Annotated in this window: 15 protein-coding genes; 5 read left to right on the top strand and 10 right to left on the bottom strand. The window is 41.9% G+C overall.

Annotated features, from left to right (window positions below; genetic code table 11):
* Positions 1-30: 30 nt before the first annotated feature.
* Genes yidC through rpmH form a run of 4 tightly spaced genes read right to left on the bottom strand, consistent with a single transcriptional unit; the run spans position 31 to position 2,444 of the window.
* Positions 31-1,689, bottom strand: a complete 1,659-nt coding sequence (gene yidC / locus JV36_RS0111575) for a membrane protein insertase YidC (RefSeq protein ID WP_032095235.1) — start codon at positions 1,687-1,689, stop codon at positions 31-33.
* A gap of 10 nt (positions 1,690-1,699) precedes the next feature.
* Positions 1,700-1,969: a membrane protein insertion efficiency factor YidD gene (yidD, locus tag JV36_RS19430; protein WP_081926608.1), complete on the bottom strand. Its 270-nt coding sequence runs from the start codon at positions 1,967-1,969 to the stop codon at positions 1,700-1,702.
* Entirely contained in the window at positions 1,933-2,292 is a 360-nt protein-coding gene (gene rnpA, locus JV36_RS0111570; protein ID WP_032095234.1) for a ribonuclease P protein component, read from the bottom strand. The genes yidD and rnpA overlap by 37 nt, the downstream gene beginning before the upstream one ends.
* A 17-nt stretch (positions 2,293-2,309) precedes the next feature.
* Positions 2,310-2,444: a 50S ribosomal protein L34 gene (gene rpmH / locus JV36_RS0111565; RefSeq protein WP_014290886.1), complete on the bottom strand. Its 135-nt coding sequence runs from the start codon at positions 2,442-2,444 to the stop codon at positions 2,310-2,312.
* 589 nt (positions 2,445-3,033) lie between these two features.
* Here rpmH and dnaA point away from each other — a divergent pair.
* From dnaA to gyrB, 4 genes are all read left to right on the top strand, one after another.
* Positions 3,034-4,788: a chromosomal replication initiator protein DnaA gene (dnaA, locus tag JV36_RS0111560; RefSeq protein WP_032095233.1), complete on the top strand. Its 1,755-nt coding sequence runs from the start codon at positions 3,034-3,036 to the stop codon at positions 4,786-4,788.
* Between the two features lie 33 nt (positions 4,789-4,821).
* A complete protein-coding gene (dnaN, locus tag JV36_RS0111555) occupies positions 4,822-5,922 on the top strand; it encodes a DNA polymerase III subunit beta (protein ID WP_032095232.1) in 1,101 nt (366 codons plus the stop codon).
* 114 nt (positions 5,923-6,036) lie between these two features.
* Positions 6,037-7,125: a DNA replication/repair protein RecF gene (gene recF / locus JV36_RS0111550; protein ID WP_032095231.1), complete on the top strand. Its 1,089-nt coding sequence runs from the start codon at positions 6,037-6,039 to the stop codon at positions 7,123-7,125.
* Positions 7,126-7,133: 8 nt separating this feature from the next.
* Entirely contained in the window at positions 7,134-9,554 is a 2,421-nt protein-coding gene (gene gyrB / locus JV36_RS0111545; RefSeq protein WP_032095230.1) for a DNA topoisomerase (ATP-hydrolyzing) subunit B, read from the top strand.
* A gap of 154 nt (positions 9,555-9,708) precedes the next feature.
* Here gyrB and JV36_RS0111540 read toward each other — a convergent pair whose 3' ends face one another.
* The 3 genes from JV36_RS0111540 to glyQ all read right to left on the bottom strand — a co-directional run bounded on the left by JV36_RS0111540 (position 9,709) and on the right by glyQ (position 13,236).
* Positions 9,709-10,167 carry a hypothetical protein gene (locus tag JV36_RS0111540; protein WP_032095229.1) on the bottom strand — a complete coding sequence of 153 codons (459 nt, stop codon included), beginning with the start codon at positions 10,165-10,167 and terminating at the stop codon, positions 9,709-9,711.
* A gap of 82 nt (positions 10,168-10,249) precedes the next feature.
* Entirely contained in the window at positions 10,250-12,328 is a 2,079-nt protein-coding gene (glyS, locus tag JV36_RS0111535; RefSeq protein ID WP_032095228.1) for a glycine--tRNA ligase subunit beta, read from the bottom strand.
* Between the two features lie 2 nt (positions 12,329-12,330).
* Entirely contained in the window at positions 12,331-13,236 is a 906-nt protein-coding gene (gene glyQ, locus JV36_RS0111530; RefSeq protein ID WP_032095227.1) for a glycine--tRNA ligase subunit alpha, read from the bottom strand.
* Between the two features lie 132 nt (positions 13,237-13,368).
* Between glyQ and JV36_RS0111525 the strand changes: the two genes are divergently transcribed.
* On the top strand, positions 13,369-13,965 hold the full coding sequence (locus tag JV36_RS0111525) for a DNA-3-methyladenine glycosylase I (RefSeq protein ID WP_032095226.1): 597 nt from the start codon (positions 13,369-13,371) through the stop codon (positions 13,963-13,965).
* A gap of 253 nt (positions 13,966-14,218) precedes the next feature.
* Here JV36_RS0111525 and JV36_RS0111520 read toward each other — a convergent pair whose 3' ends face one another.
* From JV36_RS0111520 to JV36_RS0111510, 3 genes are read right to left on the bottom strand one after another with little or no spacing between them, the layout of a single operon-like run.
* Entirely contained in the window at positions 14,219-14,671 is a 453-nt protein-coding gene (locus tag JV36_RS0111520; protein WP_032095225.1) for a DUF2489 domain-containing protein, read from the bottom strand.
* A 14-nt stretch (positions 14,672-14,685) separates the two neighbouring features.
* Positions 14,686-15,192, bottom strand: coding sequence for a Der GTPase-activating protein YihI (gene yihI, locus JV36_RS0111515; protein ID WP_032095224.1), 507 nt, complete (start codon positions 15,190-15,192; stop codon positions 14,686-14,688).
* Between the two features lie 53 nt (positions 15,193-15,245).
* A complete protein-coding gene (locus JV36_RS0111510; protein ID WP_326938223.1) occupies positions 15,246-15,974 on the bottom strand; it encodes a class I SAM-dependent methyltransferase in 729 nt (242 codons plus the stop codon).
* Positions 15,975-16,154: the final 180 nt, after the last annotated feature.

Genomic DNA, 16,154 nt, shown 5'->3' with positions numbered 1-16,154 from the left:
GGCGGGCTGTATAATTAAACAAACAATATGTTATTTATTGCTTATGCCCCGCTTCTCCATGGAAGCATAGATCATTTTGGCTTGAACCAGTGTGATGACATTACTCACCAACCAGTATAGTACCAGACCTGCAGGGAACCATAAGAAGAACACACTCATCATCACCGGCATCCACTGCATTATTTTTTGCTGCATAGGGTCGGTAATGGTAGTGGGTTGCAATTTTTGTAGTAAATACATGCTTGCACCAGTTAATACTGGCAACACAAAGTAGGGGTCTTTAGTCGATAAATCGGTTATCCATAGCACAAAGTCTGCATGGCGAAGTTCAACACTTTCCATTAATACCCAATACAGGGCTAGGAAAATAGGCATTTGTAAAAGCAAAGGCAGACAGCCACCCATAGGGTTTACTTTTTCTTTGCGGTACAACTCCATCATCGCTTGAGACATTTTTTGTCTATCGTCGCCAAAGCGGTCTTTAAGCTGCTGCATCTTAGGGGCTAAGTTACGCATACGGGCCATTGACTCGTATTGTTTCTTAGTTAGCCAGTACATAGCGCCTTTAACTACAATAGTGATAAGGATGATTGCAACACCCCAGTTATTCACAAGGCTATGTAAGAAGGTAAGCAGTGAAAACAACGGCTGAGAAATCCAAAATAGAATGCCGTAATCAACAGTAAGGTCTAGACCTCGCGCTATTTTTGCAAGGCTATCTTGGTCTTTAGGACCCATATAGAGCGTTGAGGCAATTGTTTTAGACTCACCGGCGTTGATGGTCTCGGCAGGTGAAAGCACACCAATAACTGCAAACTGATTATTAATATTGCGAGAATAAAGAGTGTTGGTTTGTTCTTGAGAAGGAACCCATGCCGACACGAAGTAGTGCTCTAACATGCCCACCCAACCAGCTTTAGTGGTTTTGCGAAGGTTTTCGTCCTCTATTTCATCAAAAGAATACTTATCGTATCTATCATCTTCTGTTGAGAATGCCGCACCGCGATAGGTTGGCATAAACATATTACCGTCGTCTTCAAAGTCCATAACCTGCTTTAGCTGGGCATAAGGCTGTACGTTTGCAGCGGTGCTCGTTGCGTTTTGTACATCATAACTTACGTTCACATCGTAGTGGCCTTGGGTAAACGTAAAGGTTTTAGTAATTGAAAGACCCTGACTATTCTTCCATGTTAATGGCACTACTAAGGTATCGCCATTAAGCTGATAAGCAGATTGCTGTGCGGTATAAACGGGTCTGCCAGTTGCGCTAGCATCTGGGCCTTGTTTTCCAATTAATCCACTTTGCGCAACGTATAACCCCATGCCCGAACGCAATAAACTGTAAGGCTCATCAGAACCTTGAGTCACGGGAAATTTTATTAGATTTGCAGAGATAACATCGCCGCCTAATAAATCAATACGCACATCTAGCGTGTCGGTTTTTACCTCGATAATGCGATTTGTGTTTTGCGTCTGAGCTATGGCTTGTGCAGCAGGTACACTATCACTAGTAGGAACATCTTCGCTTTGTGCTTCGTCAAAAGAAGGTACACCTTGATTTGCTTGTTGCGTCTGTTCTTGTTGAACAGGATTTATAGGCTGTGGCCCATAATCTTTTTGCCAAGCTTGCCATAGCAAAAAGGTAACTAGCGCTAGGCCAATTATCAGAAAACTGCGTTGCGATTCCATATAGGTCTCTTTATTTTGAGTGTTTATCTTGTTGTTTTTCTGGTACCGGATCGTAACCCCCGGCATGCAAAGGCTGACATTTTAATATGCGTTTAAACGATAACCAACCGCCTTTTACTAATCCGTGTGTTTTTAGTGCGTCTATAGCATACCAAGAACAGGACGGATGGAAACGACATCGTTGGCCTAAAACAGGCGAAATAAACCATTGATAAAATTTTATCAATGCTAGGGGAACTGCAATTAAGAGTTTCCGCAACGCTTGTTTAATTTTTTCCATAGCTTTTCTAAAGTTGCAAAAACTTCTTGGTTGCTAAGATTATCGGCACCTGACTTACCTATAACGATAATATCTACATTCGGTAAGTGATGTTGTTTGTGTCTAAAACTTTCACGTACAAGTCGTTTGAGCCTATTTCTATCATGGGCTTTACGGACGCGTTTTTTCGCTATGGTAATACCGAGTCGCGAATTATTATGAGAGTTTTTTCTAGCTAGAATAGTAAAAGAGGGAGATACAGCTGGGGTTGCGTTATCAAACACATAAGTAAAGTGGGAGGGAGTCAACAGACGCAACTCCCTTGAAAAATTATTTTCGCCCACTTTTGGCGTCTTTCTAATTAAGCTGAAAGACGAGCGCGGCCTTTTGCACGGCGAGCTGCTAGTACTTTACGACCATTTTTAGTCGCCATACGAGCACGAAAACCGTGAGAACGCTTGCGCTTAAGATTGCTCGGTTGAAATGTTCTTTTCATGACCAAAGTCTCACTTATATTTAGTTACAAACATAGGCGTTTTTTGGTAACACATTATTTCATTATTAAAACAATGTGGAGTTCTCACCAGAAAAGCCCATCGAAAAAGGACGCTGAATTCTAGAGATCTCGGGGGCTTGTGTCAATGCATAATGTAGCTTTTGGGGAGAATAATTGAACAATTTTTACTATTTTTTATTGTAATGAGTTATTTAAATCCATTAAGGCTGTGAATAACCCAATTTTTTAGCAAAGGTTATCCACAATAGGGTGTGTACAATCATGAATATGGGGATCAGATCAAGGGCTTTTACCTTATTTTTAGGTGTAAGAAAGTCTAAAGTAAGTTTGTTTTGATCTAAAAGAAAAGACAATAAATTACAATGAGTTATCATTTTGATCGTAGCGATCTGCTGAGATCGGGATTTACTTTTTGTTGATAAAATAAGATAATCCACAGACTAGAACGATAATTTATTTTCTCGCGATTATTCAGCATACCTTCTAAGAACGTTCACGGCTTCCTCTTACGCGATGTCGATACTACTCTGTTTGGTTTTTCGCGAGCAACGGGAGCTAACAACGTACCATGTCCTTATGGAATCAATGTCTTGAACGCCTGCGTCAAGAACTACCGACGCAACAATTCAGTATGTGGATTAGACCGCTTGTTTGTGAAGAACAAGAGGGATATGTAGCTCTTTTTGCGCCTAACCGCTTTGTTTTAGATTGGGTGAGAGATAAATATTTAGATAATATTATGGGTCTTCTCCGTGAGTTTGCAGGTGAAAGTGCGCCACAATTACACCTTGAAGTAATGAACCGACAACGAGTTAATAACTCGTCGCAACAAAATTCAGCACCCTCACAAGCTTCTTCATCAGGGATGTCACAGTCTGCACCACGTCAGAACGCTTATCAGCACAGCGCGCAATCTCATGCCGGTTCTAATCAATCAGGTTCTATACAACAAGGGCATTCTCAGTCTGCGTCGCAATCGCAGCAATCGTCAGCTAATCAGAGTCCGTCTAGTCATAACTCTTATAATCACAGTAATACTAACCAACATCATTCCCAGCAGAATAATAGTGGTTTCTCTAGTGGCAATGATTTTGGCGATAATAAGGCTGGTGATAAAAACTTTGGTGATCAAAGCTTTGGTGATAGAAGCTCTGGAGGTAGCAGTTCTGGGGATAGGAACAGCAGTATAAATGCAAACAGCAGCCGTAGTTACCATGAGCAAAACAGAGCAGCTAATCAAGCGTCCGCGCCTCGTACTCAGCCCTCGCCCAGGGTAGTACCTATTCCCGAGGCAATGAAGCATAAGAGCAATATCAACCCAACCTATCAATTTGATAATTTTGTTGAGGGTAAATCAAACCAACTTGCTCGTGCGGCCGCTACGCAAGTTGCTAATAATCCTGGTGGTTCATATAACCCACTGTTTATATATGGTGGCACCGGCTTAGGTAAAACTCACTTATTGCATGCAGTAGGTAACGGTATTGTTGCAAATAATGGTGATGCAAAGATTGTGTACATGCATTCTGAACGATTCGTGCAAGACATGGTGAAGGCATTGCAGAATAACGCTATCGAAGATTTTAAGCGTTTTTACCGCTCTGTTGATGCTCTGCTTATTGATGACATTCAGTTTTTTGCCAATAAAGAGCGATCGCAAGAAGAGTTCTTTCATACCTTTAATGCGTTGTTGGAAGGAAATCAGCAGATCATTTTGACATCGGATCGTTATCCAAAAGAGATCGATGGCGTTGAGGATCGCTTAAAATCTCGGTTTGGATGGGGATTGACCATTGCGATCGAACCGCCAGAGCTTGAAACACGTGTAGCGATCTTAATGCGTAAAGCTGCAGAGAATCGCATCCACCTTCCTAATGAAGTGGCATTCTTTATTGCGAAACGATTGCGCTCTAATGTTAGGGAATTAGAAGGGGCATTAAATCGGGTTATTGCCAATGCTAATTTTACTGGACGCCCCATTACTATTGATTTTGTTAGAGAGGCATTGCGCGATCTCCTCGCTTTACAAGAAAAGCTTGTAACTGTTGATAATATTCAGAAAACCGTGGCAGATTATTATAAGATAAAGGTAGCTGATATTTTATCTAAGCGAAGAAGTAGAAGTGTTGCTCGTCCTCGTCAAGTTGCAATGGCGCTGGCCAAAGAGTTAACCAACCACAGCTTACCAGAACTCGGTAATGCGTTTGGTGGAAGGGACCATACTACGGTACTCCATGCGTGTAGAAAAATAGAGCAGCTAAGAGAAGAAAGTCATGATATAAAAGAAGACTATAAAAACCTCATTAGGACATTGTCTTCCTAAATAATACGACCTTAGAGGCGAGATAGCACTGCGATGAAATTTACTATAAGCCGCGAACAGTTTTTACAACCCCTCCAACTCGTGTCTGGTGCTGTTGAGCGTAGACACACGTTGCCTATTTTATCTAACGTACTCATTAAAGTTAGTGAAGGCGCATTGTGGTTAACCGGTACAGATTTAGAGGTTGAGCTTATTTCAAGCATTAAGCTTGAATCTGAATTTACCGAAGGGGAAATTACCGTACCTGCCAAAAAGCTTTTTGATATTATTCGTGGCATTTCTGAAGGTACTGATATTCACTTCTCCATCGATGGCAGTAAAGCACTCATTAGAGCTGGCCGCGGTCGTTACACTTTATCCACTTTGTCTGCCAGTGATTATCCAAATTTGGAAGACTGGGAAGGTGAGGTTGAGTTCGAACTGTCTTGCAGTGACCTTAAACGTCTAATCGATTCCACTAGTTTTTCAATGGCGCAGCAAGACGTGCGTTATTATTTGAATGGAATGTCGCTAGAGACCGAGGAAAATGTTATTCGCACAGTGGCCACAGATGGCCATAGATTAGCGCTTTGTCGTCTTAACTATGAAACTGCATTACCGGCACGCCAAGTCATTATTCCTAGAAAGGGCGTATTAGAAATTTCTCGGTTAATCTCTGACGATGATAAATCGTTAAAGGTGCAGATTGGTGCCAATCATCTTCGTATATTCTCAAATGACTTTATCTTTACGTCAAAATTAGTAGACGGGCGTTTCCCTGATTATCGTAGGGTACTTCCTCAAAATGGCGATAAAGAAATTCTTGCTAGCAAAGCGGTGTTAAAAGAAGCTTTTTCACGTGCAGCGATTTTATCGAATGAAAAATTCAGAGGCGTTCGTTTAAATCTTGCTACTGGCGAGCTTAAAATTACGGCCAACAACCCAGAGCAAGAAGAGGCTGAGGAAAACGTAGACGTGCAGTACGAAGGCGATGACCTTGAAATTGGCTTTAACGTTGCGTACCTCATTGATGTATTGAACTCGTTAAATTCGGATATGGTTAAGGTTAGCCTGTCTGATTCAAATGCGAGTGCGTTAATTGAAGATAACGCTGATGATGCTGCGCTTTATGTCATTATGCCTATGCGTTTGTAGCACTGAAGAAAGTAAAAACATCAATTTAAGGCCTACAGCATTATTTTAATTGCTATCGATAGAGCGGTGCATTGTTTATCAATGTATCGCTTTTATTCCCTTTAGAGTTCTATTATGAAATTGGACCAGGTCCAAATTGCGAACTTCCGTAATTTGTCATCTATAAGTTTCTCCCCGTCTCCTTCTTTAACTATTATCCAAGGTATTAACGGTAGCGGTAAATCGTCTCTCATAGAGGCGCTTTATTATCTTGGGTTTGGCCGTTCTTTTCGCACCAACAAACACAGTGCTGTCATTCAACACGATAAGAATGAGTTTAGTGTATTTGCATCGTGTCATAACGAAAATGGTGATAAGCAAAAGATAGGATTTCAGCGAACTAGGGGAGACCAGTTTACCTGTAGTATCGATGGTGAACATTCTAAAAAGCTTTCAGATTTAGTTAGCTTGGTTCCTATTCAATTATTCACGCCGCAGAGTACAGACCTCATTATAGGTTCTCCTTCCGAAAGACGTCGGTTTTGTGACTGGGGATTGTTTCACGTGAAACATGAGTTTCAGTCGGTTGCGAATCAATACGCCAAATTCTTGAAGCATAGGAATGCCTTGCTAAAACAGCAGGCTAATCTATCTGCTCCAGAAAACCAGTATTGGGAAAGTCAGTTCGCGTTGTTAGGTGAAAAACTCACTGAGATCAGAGAAGAGTACCTTCAGGCATTGACACCAATATTTGAAAAATACGCCAAAGAATTCTTACCAACCTTTGAAGTCAAACTGAGTTACTATAAAGGATGGGAAAAAGATGCGTCTTTATCAGAAAGCCTAGTTAAAAAGAAAGAGTATGATGGTAAAATAGGACATACTTCTTCTGGGCCGCACAAAGCTGATGTTAAGCTTAAAGTGAATGGTGTGAATGCCCAAGAGCTGTTATCCCGAGGTCAGCTTAGAATGGCTGTCGCTGCGTTACAAATGTCACAAACAGAATTATTTAATACCACTACAAATAGAAAAAGTATTTTTCTGTTAGATGACGTCGGTGCTGAATTGGACGCCGACAAAAGGGAACAATTTATTGACGGGTTATTAAGGATGGACACGCAGGTTTTCGTTACTGCTATTGAGTCCACTCAACTCGAATTTATACAAAAATACAACGAAAAGAAAATGTTTCACGTGGAACATGGAAACGTGAAAGAGGAGTAAAAGCTAGTATGTCAGAAGAGAACAACTACGACTCGTCCAGTATTAAGGTACTTAAAGGATTAGACGCTGTAAGAAAACGTCCGGGTATGTACATTGGTGATACCGATGACGGCACCGGTTTGCATCACATGGTTTTTGAGGTGGTCGACAATTCAATTGACGAAGCACTTGCTGGTCACTGTTCTGAAATTGTCGTACTCATCCATAGCGACGGTTCTGTTTCCGTATCTGATGATGGTCGCGGTATACCAACAGAGCTTCATGAAGAAGAGGGTGTTTCTGCAGCCGAAGTTATCATGACGGTTCTGCATGCTGGCGGTAAGTTTGATGATAACTCTTATAAAGTTTCTGGTGGCCTTCACGGTGTTGGTGTTTCTGTTGTAAATGCACTTTCAAGCCGACTCAAGTTACGCATCCGTCGCGGCGGTAAAGCCCATGAGCAAGAATATAAGCATGGTGTTCCACAAGAACCATTAGCAGTAACTGGCGATACAGATAAAAGTGGAACTATGATCCGCTTCTGGCCAAGCGAAGAAACATTCACAAATACCCTTTATCATTACGATATTCTTGCTAAACGTTTACGCGAACTTTCATTCTTGAATTCTGGTGTATCGATTAAGCTGAAAGACGAAAGAGACGGTAAAGAGGACCACTTCAAATACGAAGGTGGTATCAAAGCATTTGTTGAATATCTCAATGACAAAAAGACAGCTATTCACCAAAAAGTGTTCCATTTTAGTGCTGAACGAGAAGACGGTATTAGCGTTGAAGTTGCTATGCAGTGGAACGATAGCTTCCAAGAAAATGTATTTTGTTTCACCAATAATATTCCTCAACGCGATGGCGGAAGCCATTTAGCCGGTTTTCGTGGCGCCTTAACACGTACGTTAAATAACTACATGGAAAAGGAAGGGTTAAACAAGAAAGCAAAGACTAATGCCAGTGGCGATGATGCTCGTGAAGGCCTAACCGCTGTTATTTCTGTAAAAGTGCCTGATCCTAAGTTTAGCTCGCAAACAAAAGACAAACTGGTTTCTTCAGAGGTTCGTCCTGTGGTTGAATCAGCAATGAATGAAAAGCTTGCAGAGTTTCTTTTAGAAAACCCTTCTGAAAGTAAAATTATCGCGAACAAGATAATCGATGCTGCTCGCGCTCGTGAAGCCGCTCGAAAAGCCCGTGATATGACTCGTCGAAAGGGCGCACTAGATTTAGCAGGTCTGCCAGGTAAGCTTGCTGATTGCCAGGAAAAAGACCCAGCACTGAGTGAGCTTTATATCGTGGAAGGTGACTCTGCTGGCGGTTCAGCCAAGCAGGGCAGAAACAGAAAAAACCAAGCTATTCTTCCGCTTAAAGGTAAGATTCTAAACGTAGAAAAAGCGCGCTTTGATAAAATGCTATCTTCTCAAGAAGTGGCAACGCTGATTACCGCCCTTGGTTGTGGCATCGGACGTGATGAATACAACCCTGAAAAGTTGCGCTACCACAGTATCATTATCATGACGGATGCGGATGTGGACGGTTCTCATATTCGTACATTGCTACTGACTTTCTTCTATCGTCAAATGCCAGAAATTATTGAGCGTGGGTACGTGTATATTGCTCAGCCACCACTTTATAAAGTGAAAAAGGGTAAGCAAGAACAGTATTTGAAAGATGATGATTCATTAACGAATTACCTAACGTCCATAGCGGTAGATGGTTCTTCATTACACACTAGTTCTGATGACCCAGGCATTTCAGGTGTTGGTCTTGAAAATCTTGTTAAGCAATATCAAGCCGTGGAAAAAATGATTAATCGTATGAAGCGGTTAATGCCACAGTCTATGCTTTATAGAATGCTATATACGCCAACACTTGACGTCCAAGATTTGAAAAATGAGGACGCGCTAGAAAATGTCGCTAAGCATTTTGTTGCACAGCTTACTGAACGCGAGAATGATGGTGCGACGTACAGTTATGAAATTAGACGCGATCAAGAGTTAAGCGAATATTACATTACTATTATCATGCGTATGCACGGTATCGACTACGAGTATATTATTGATAGAGAGTTTATCGATTCTAACGAGTATGCACGTTTACGTGACTTGAACCTCGCTATCAACGATATGATGGGACCTGAGGCTTATATTCAGCGTGGGGAGCGTAAGCAACCTGTAGACTCATTTAAAGCAGCCCTTGATTGGTTGATGAATGAAGCAAAACGCGGTCAATACATTCAGCGCTATAAAGGTCTTGGTGAAATGAATCCGAGTCAATTATGGGAAACTACAATGGACCCAGACAGCCGTCGCATGCTTCAAGTTACCATTGAGGATGCTATTAGCTGTGATCAATTGTTCACAACGCTAATGGGCGACCAGGTTGAACCTCGTAGAGAGTTCATTGAAGCGAATGCACTGAAAGTTGCAAACCTTGACGTATAGGCTGTTGAATTAACCCTAGTCAAAAAGTAACGCTGTTTGCTAAAGCAAAGTAATTCAGCTTTAGATGGCGTTAAAATGAAAAAGGCGATTTATAAAAATCGCCTTTTTTTGTGGAAGAAAGAAATAGATAAGCCGGTGAAAAGAAATGCTAATGCTACATTTTAGTCACTTTAAGCGCCACTTCTTTTGAGCCAGCGCGACGAATAACAAAGCGATACATACCGGTAGATGAGGGAGTGAACTGAAGGTTCTCTGAACCTTGCTCACAGGCTAAGTAAACTGTTGTGCCTAACATAACAGGTTGACCTTTGTACTTGCCTCCACAGCTTTGTGAAGGCGTCCAGTTAGCATCAGACAATCTAAAGTCGTAAGGTTGCCCATCTGCAATTAACTCAACATCAACTGACCATGCTGCTTCATTGTTTTCAACGCCTTTACGGGTAAATTTATAGCTAGGGTCGGCTTCCCACCAATTAAAAACCCCTCTGAGATACATATTCTCAAACTCTATAGCAGGTGATGAAGATGGGAGCTCTGGAATGCTAAATCCACCTTTGCTTGAACACGCTGAGAGTGAAAGACAACACAATAAAACTGACAATAACTTTTTCACTAATACTCCAGATATAAAAAAGCCCAACAGAGTCGGGCTTTTAATTTCACTTTACGAGATATTGTTATCTCATAAATTTAGCCTAAGACTTCGCAAGTATAGAAATATCTGCGGTAGTAAGGAAAAGTTGCCTTAAAAGCGTCAACAACGCAAGTCTGTTTTTCTTAACCGCTTCATCTTCTGCCATAACCATAACGTTATCGAAGAAATCATCAATAGCGACACGTAGCGTTGCAAGAGTTGTAAGGATAGCCGTGTAATCTTGCGAACCAAGCGCTTCACTCACTTTCTTTTCTGACTCAGTCAATGCTTCAAATAACGCTTTTTCTGATGCTTCTGAAAGAAGGGCATCATTAATCTGTACTGTAGCGTCAATATCGACATGTTGCTTTGCTAGAATATTCGCTACGCGTTTATTTGCTGCCGCTAGAGCTTCAGACTCATCTAACGATTTAAATAGAGCCACGGCATTAATTCGCGCAAGATAGTCAGCTGGCTTAGTAGGGCGTCTTGCAGCGACCGACTGAATAACATCAATCGCTATCTGTTTATCCTGAAGTAACGCTGTAAAACGTCCAAGAACAAAATCTACAACCTGTGATTGTGTTTTGTCATTTGAAAGTTTTTTGCCATAAACTTCAATTGATTTTGTTACTAGGGTAGTTAAATCAAGTGGAAGTGATAATTCAGTGATAATACGCAGTACACCAATGGCCGCGCGACGAAGGGCAAATGGGTCTTTGTCACCTTTAGGTAGCTGACCAATACCAAATATACCAACTAGCGTATCTAGCTTATCAGCAAGCGCTACCGACGCGCTCACGCCGTTACTCGGAAGAGTATCACCGGCGAAACGAGGCATATACTGTTCATACAGGGCTTGTGCAACGTCAGAGTGCTCATTGTCGTTTAGGGCATAGTATTTACCCATTACGCCTTGTACGTCTGGAAATTCCATAACCATGTTAGACATGAGGTCGGCTTTAGCTAGCAGTCCGGCTCGAGTCGCATGTGCTTCGTCTGCATCTATTTGTGCCGCAATAAAGCCAGACAGCACAGAGATGCGCTCTGATTTTTCTTTAAGCGTGCCAAGCTGCTTTTGAAATAGCACGGTGCTTAGGCTATCGAGACGGCTCTCTAAGGATACTTTTCTATCGCTGTTATAGAAGAACTCAGCATCAGCAAGGCGAGGGCGGATAACCTTTTCATTGCCTGAAATGACCTGAATAGGATCGGTACTTTCAATATTACTCACAAATAGGAAGGTATTCACCAAGTCGCCATTGGCGTTAAGAAGAGGAACATATTTCTGATCGTCCTTCATCGTATAGATGAGCGCTTCTTTTGGTACCGCAAGGAAGCCTTCATCAAATCCTGCCTGCATGACCACTGGCCATTCAACAAGTGAAGCAATCTCTTCTAATAAAGCTTCATCATAGTCAGGCTTTAGGGATAAGGCTGCAGCAGCATCTTCTAACTGTTGACGAGTCTTCGCTTTACGCGCTTCAAAGTCTGCAATGACATATTGCGACTCAAGTGCCGTCGCATAATTATCAGCATGATCAAGTTCAAATCGAGCTTCGCCGTGGAAACGGTGGCCCTGTACCGTTCTGCTGCTTGCTAAACCAAGGGTGTTGATATTGATGACTTCGCTGCCATAAAGTACGCACAGCGTATGGACAGGGCGAATGAATTGCGTGCTATGACTACCCCAGCGCATAGGCTTTGGAATAGGCAGTTTGCTCACCGCCTGATTGACTAAGCCCTCAAGGAGGGTGCTTACACCTTGACCTGGAACGTGTGCCTTATGCAGCAACCATTCGCCTTTGTCTGTAACTAGACGCTCTGCATCAGCAACGTCAATTCCGTTGCCACGTGCCCAGCCTTGTGCCGCTTTAGTGGGGTTGCCATCTGCATCGAATGCAGCGCTTACCGCAGGGCCTCTTTTTTCAACGACTTTATCTTCTTGACCTTCTGCCAAGTCAGAAACATAAACCGCTAAACGCCTAGGCGCGGCGAACCAGCTTACTGAACCAAAAGGAAGGTTGGCACTGGTAAGTGCTAATTCAAACTGTTGAGCAAATGCTTCACCAAGTGATTTAAGTGCCTTTGGTGGTAGCTCTTCAGTTCCTAATTCAACTAAACAATTTTCCGTACGCACGCCTATGCCTCCTTGTTGCAAAGCGGAAAGCCTAATGCTTCGCGAGCTTGGTAATAACTTTCTGCACACGCCTTAGCCAACGCACGTACTCGTAAAATGTAACGCTGCCTTTCAGTTACCGATATAGCGTGACGAGCGTCTAATAGATTAAACGCTTGAGACGCTTTCATAACCTGTTCGTAAGCCGGAAGAGGAAGATTGTTTTCAATCAAAATTTCGCTCTGCGCCTCACATTCATCAAACGTTCTAAACAACGCTTCTACATTGGCATGTTCAAAATTATACGTTGATTGCTCAACTTCGTTTTGATGGAACACATCTCTGTAGGTAACTTTACCAAGAGGACCATCTGTCCATACGAGGTCGTAAATACTGTCTACGCCCTGCACATACATGGCTAAACGTTCTAAGCCGTAGGTGATCTCACCGGTAACAGGCTTGCACTCGATACCGCCAACTTGTTGGAAGTAGGTAAACTGAGTGACTTCCATACCATTTAGCCACACTTCCCAGCCTAAGCCCCATGCGCCAAGTGTTGGTGATTCCCAGTTGTCTTCAACAAAACGAATATCATGTACAAGTGGATCGAAACCTAATTCTTTCAAAGAGCCCAGATACAATTCTTGAATATTATCAGGTGAGGGCTTTAGCATTACCTGGAACTGATAGTAATGCTGTAGGCGATTCGGGTTCTCACCATAGCGACCGTCTGTAGGTCGGCGACATGGCTGAACATAAGCGCTGCTCATTGGCTCAGGGCCTAACGATCGTAGGAAGGTCATAGGGTGAAATGTGCCGGCACCCACTTCCATATCTAAAGGCTGAATTATTACGCAGCCTTGACGCGCCCAGTAGTCTTGAAGCGCTAGAATTAACCCTTGAAAGGTTTTAATATCGTATTTCTGCATACATCCGCTGCTTATTAGTTAGCTGTCATAAAAAAAGATGGCTTAGTATACAATTTGTGACGCGGAGTATGTAGGTGTAACGGGTGAAAAAAAGCCTAGAAAGCCGGTATTACAACAAGGATTTAATATTTAATGGTAAGTAACGCAGTAAAGCGGTGTGCGTGGGTGAGTGATGATCCTATTTACCAGGCATATCACGACAATGAATGGGGCGTTCCAGAAACCAATAGTCAGGCGTTATTTGCTAAATTGTGCCTCGACGGCCAGCAAGCGGGCTTATCTTGGCTTACCATTCTCAAGAAGCAAAAAAACTACGAGCGCGCTTTTTATAATTTTGAGCCATGCGCTATTGCCCAAATGACTGAAGACGACGTAGAAAGGTTAATGCACGATACCGGTATTGTGAGAAACAGACTAAAAATTAAGTCTATCATTCGAAATGCAAAAGCCTTTTTGGAGATAGAAAAATCAAAGCCTTTTAATCAGTATATTTGGCAATTTACAGATGGAAAGACACTGGTGAATAATTGGCAGTCTCATGATGATATTCCAACATCGACAGAAGAGTCTAAAGCAATGTCAAAAGCACTGAAAAAGGTGGGCTTTAACTTTGTTGGTGAAACTATTTGTTATGCATTTATGCAGGCAGTTGGAATGGTGAACGATCATGAGAAAGGCTGTCATTGCTATGAAGCAACCACAAAGCTTGCCATAAAGAGTGTGACGTAAGTAAGGCTTCTACAGTAAGGGGGCTGCAGTAAGGAATATCCATCAAGTAATAGATACAAAGGCTTTTTAGTTGAGCAGTTCAAGCAAGCCGCTAAAACTACAAATGTATTCTCGGACACAAAAAAAAGCAGTAAACCAATACTGCTTTTTTATAAGTCGCGCTTTTGTTAGTTGGTGAACAGCCAGCTAGGTAATTGTATAGCTAAATAGCTATAACTTAGTAGCTATAACTAAGTGCCTATATAAAGAATACTCATGCAATTGACTCACAGTATTGTTTGAGTCTAGGTAACTCATCTAACACTTTCGACTCGTATTCAGATTCTATCTGCTCTCTCGCCTGGTCTTGCTTTCTACGTTCTTGTTTTGATAGCTTTTGTCTAGCTTCTAACACGGCAAAACCACTTATCTCTACAAACAAAGCATACGTATGTGGATAGGTTGATTTAAAATCTGGCGGCTCGTTGAGCGGTAACGCGTTAAGTAAGTTAACAATACGTATAACGCCCTCAGATAAGTCGCACTGCTGCTGCTCCATCGCCTTTGCGATAAGTATCACGCTTTCAGTTATGCTGCTTATACGTGAATTCTTGGCCTTATCCTGTCGAATACCTTGCTGTTTAAGCAAAAATAGCAATTTACCTGCGTAAACACCAAGGCCCAAAATAACTACTAGTGCTACACCAGTTAGTACTACCCACAGCATTGAAATATCCCGTTCTAGTTCTTAAAGTCGTCAATCTTAATAGCGTCTAACTCATCAAACGGATCGCTCTCTTCTTCATCGTCTTCATCGACAATACCAAGTAGGTCGCACAGTACGCGATGTCGAGCCATCTTCTCATCAACATAACGCTGCTGTTCTCTAGTAAGCTTTTTATCTGCATCTAGGTTATCTAACAAATCGGCGAGACGTTGATCCGCTTCTAAGGCGGCAAGCTCTTGGGCAGGCGTAGCATACTTTTTCTTTTCAGTAGGCGTTGGTGCAACACCTTTGGCCTTAACTAACGCAATAGGCTTTTTACTGCCTAAACGCGGATCTTTCTTTTCGCTACTTTTTCCGCCACCCGCTTTGCCTTGCTCTACATTATGGCGACTGCCAGCTGGCTTACCTTTATGCTTTTTAGGACGTGGAGTTTCAGATTTTCGATTTTCGCTAGGCTTAAAGTCTGGATCCTTACGAACACCGATAAGACCAACTTTGCGAGATTTTTTTGAACGTGACATATATTCCAAATAAGAGAATGTGTAAAAGACTTTTCCATTATAGCGTGAATTGCTTAAAGCTTCCTCATCAAAACGACATCACTACCGGGGAATTTGATATCAAAACCATCACGTCGAGCAAGATAAGAAAAGGTACGTTCACTGAAAAAGCTCACATGCGTTGGATCGTTCTTATAGTGCCACGTTGAAAAACGTTCTTTATCAATCACTCTTTTTGTCATTATGGCCAGAATACCATTAGGATTTAGCATGCCCGTTAATATGGCCCATTCTTTTGCGGGATGGTGGAAGTGTTCTATTGCTTCGGTACATGTAATGACGTCAAATTTGCGGTTTAACACCTTCTCAAAAGGGGCATAGAAAGGATCGTAGATGTCGACATCTAATCCTACATCTTCTAACATTTTCGCAAGAACAGCAGCTGGCCCACATCCAAAATCCAATGCTTTTTCGCCAGTGTTAATAAGTGATAGAAGAGGATTTATAAGTTTACGTAAAAACTGTTTATAACCTTCATCGTCAAAGCTGTTTTCGTGTTTGTCGTATTCACTTTTCTCGCTATGTGCACTAGGTAGAAAGTCGGGATGTACAAATACAAGGTCACATTCACTGCATTGCAGATAAGGTCTTTTCTTGTCTGTAAAGTAAGGAGTTATGGCGGAAGTAGAGCACAGAGGACATTGCATATGATGTTGATGAAACGCTGTTATTAATGCTGTAAGAGATACTACCAAATAAAAACTCAGGTAATAAAAAGAAAAAAAGGCGATGGTTTGCACCATCACCTTATTTTGAATGAGTGTCAGATGACACCTCTCCCGTTATTTACACATCTTTGTGCTTTATGCTTCCCTAGCTGTGCTCCCCTTATTATTTTTTTTAGCAGAGCGCTATTTTTGTTTTTGGCCTTCTTGGCGCTTTATCCAATCTTCCATGGGGTATTTTATTATTATTCTTGTTAT

It is taken from the genome of Alteromonas sp. LOR, from assembly GCF_000753865.1.
Classification (GTDB): Bacteria; Pseudomonadota; Gammaproteobacteria; order Enterobacterales; family Alteromonadaceae; genus Alteromonas.
Note: the sequence above shows the minus strand (reverse complement) of the source record. Positions and strands in the feature narration are given on the sequence as shown.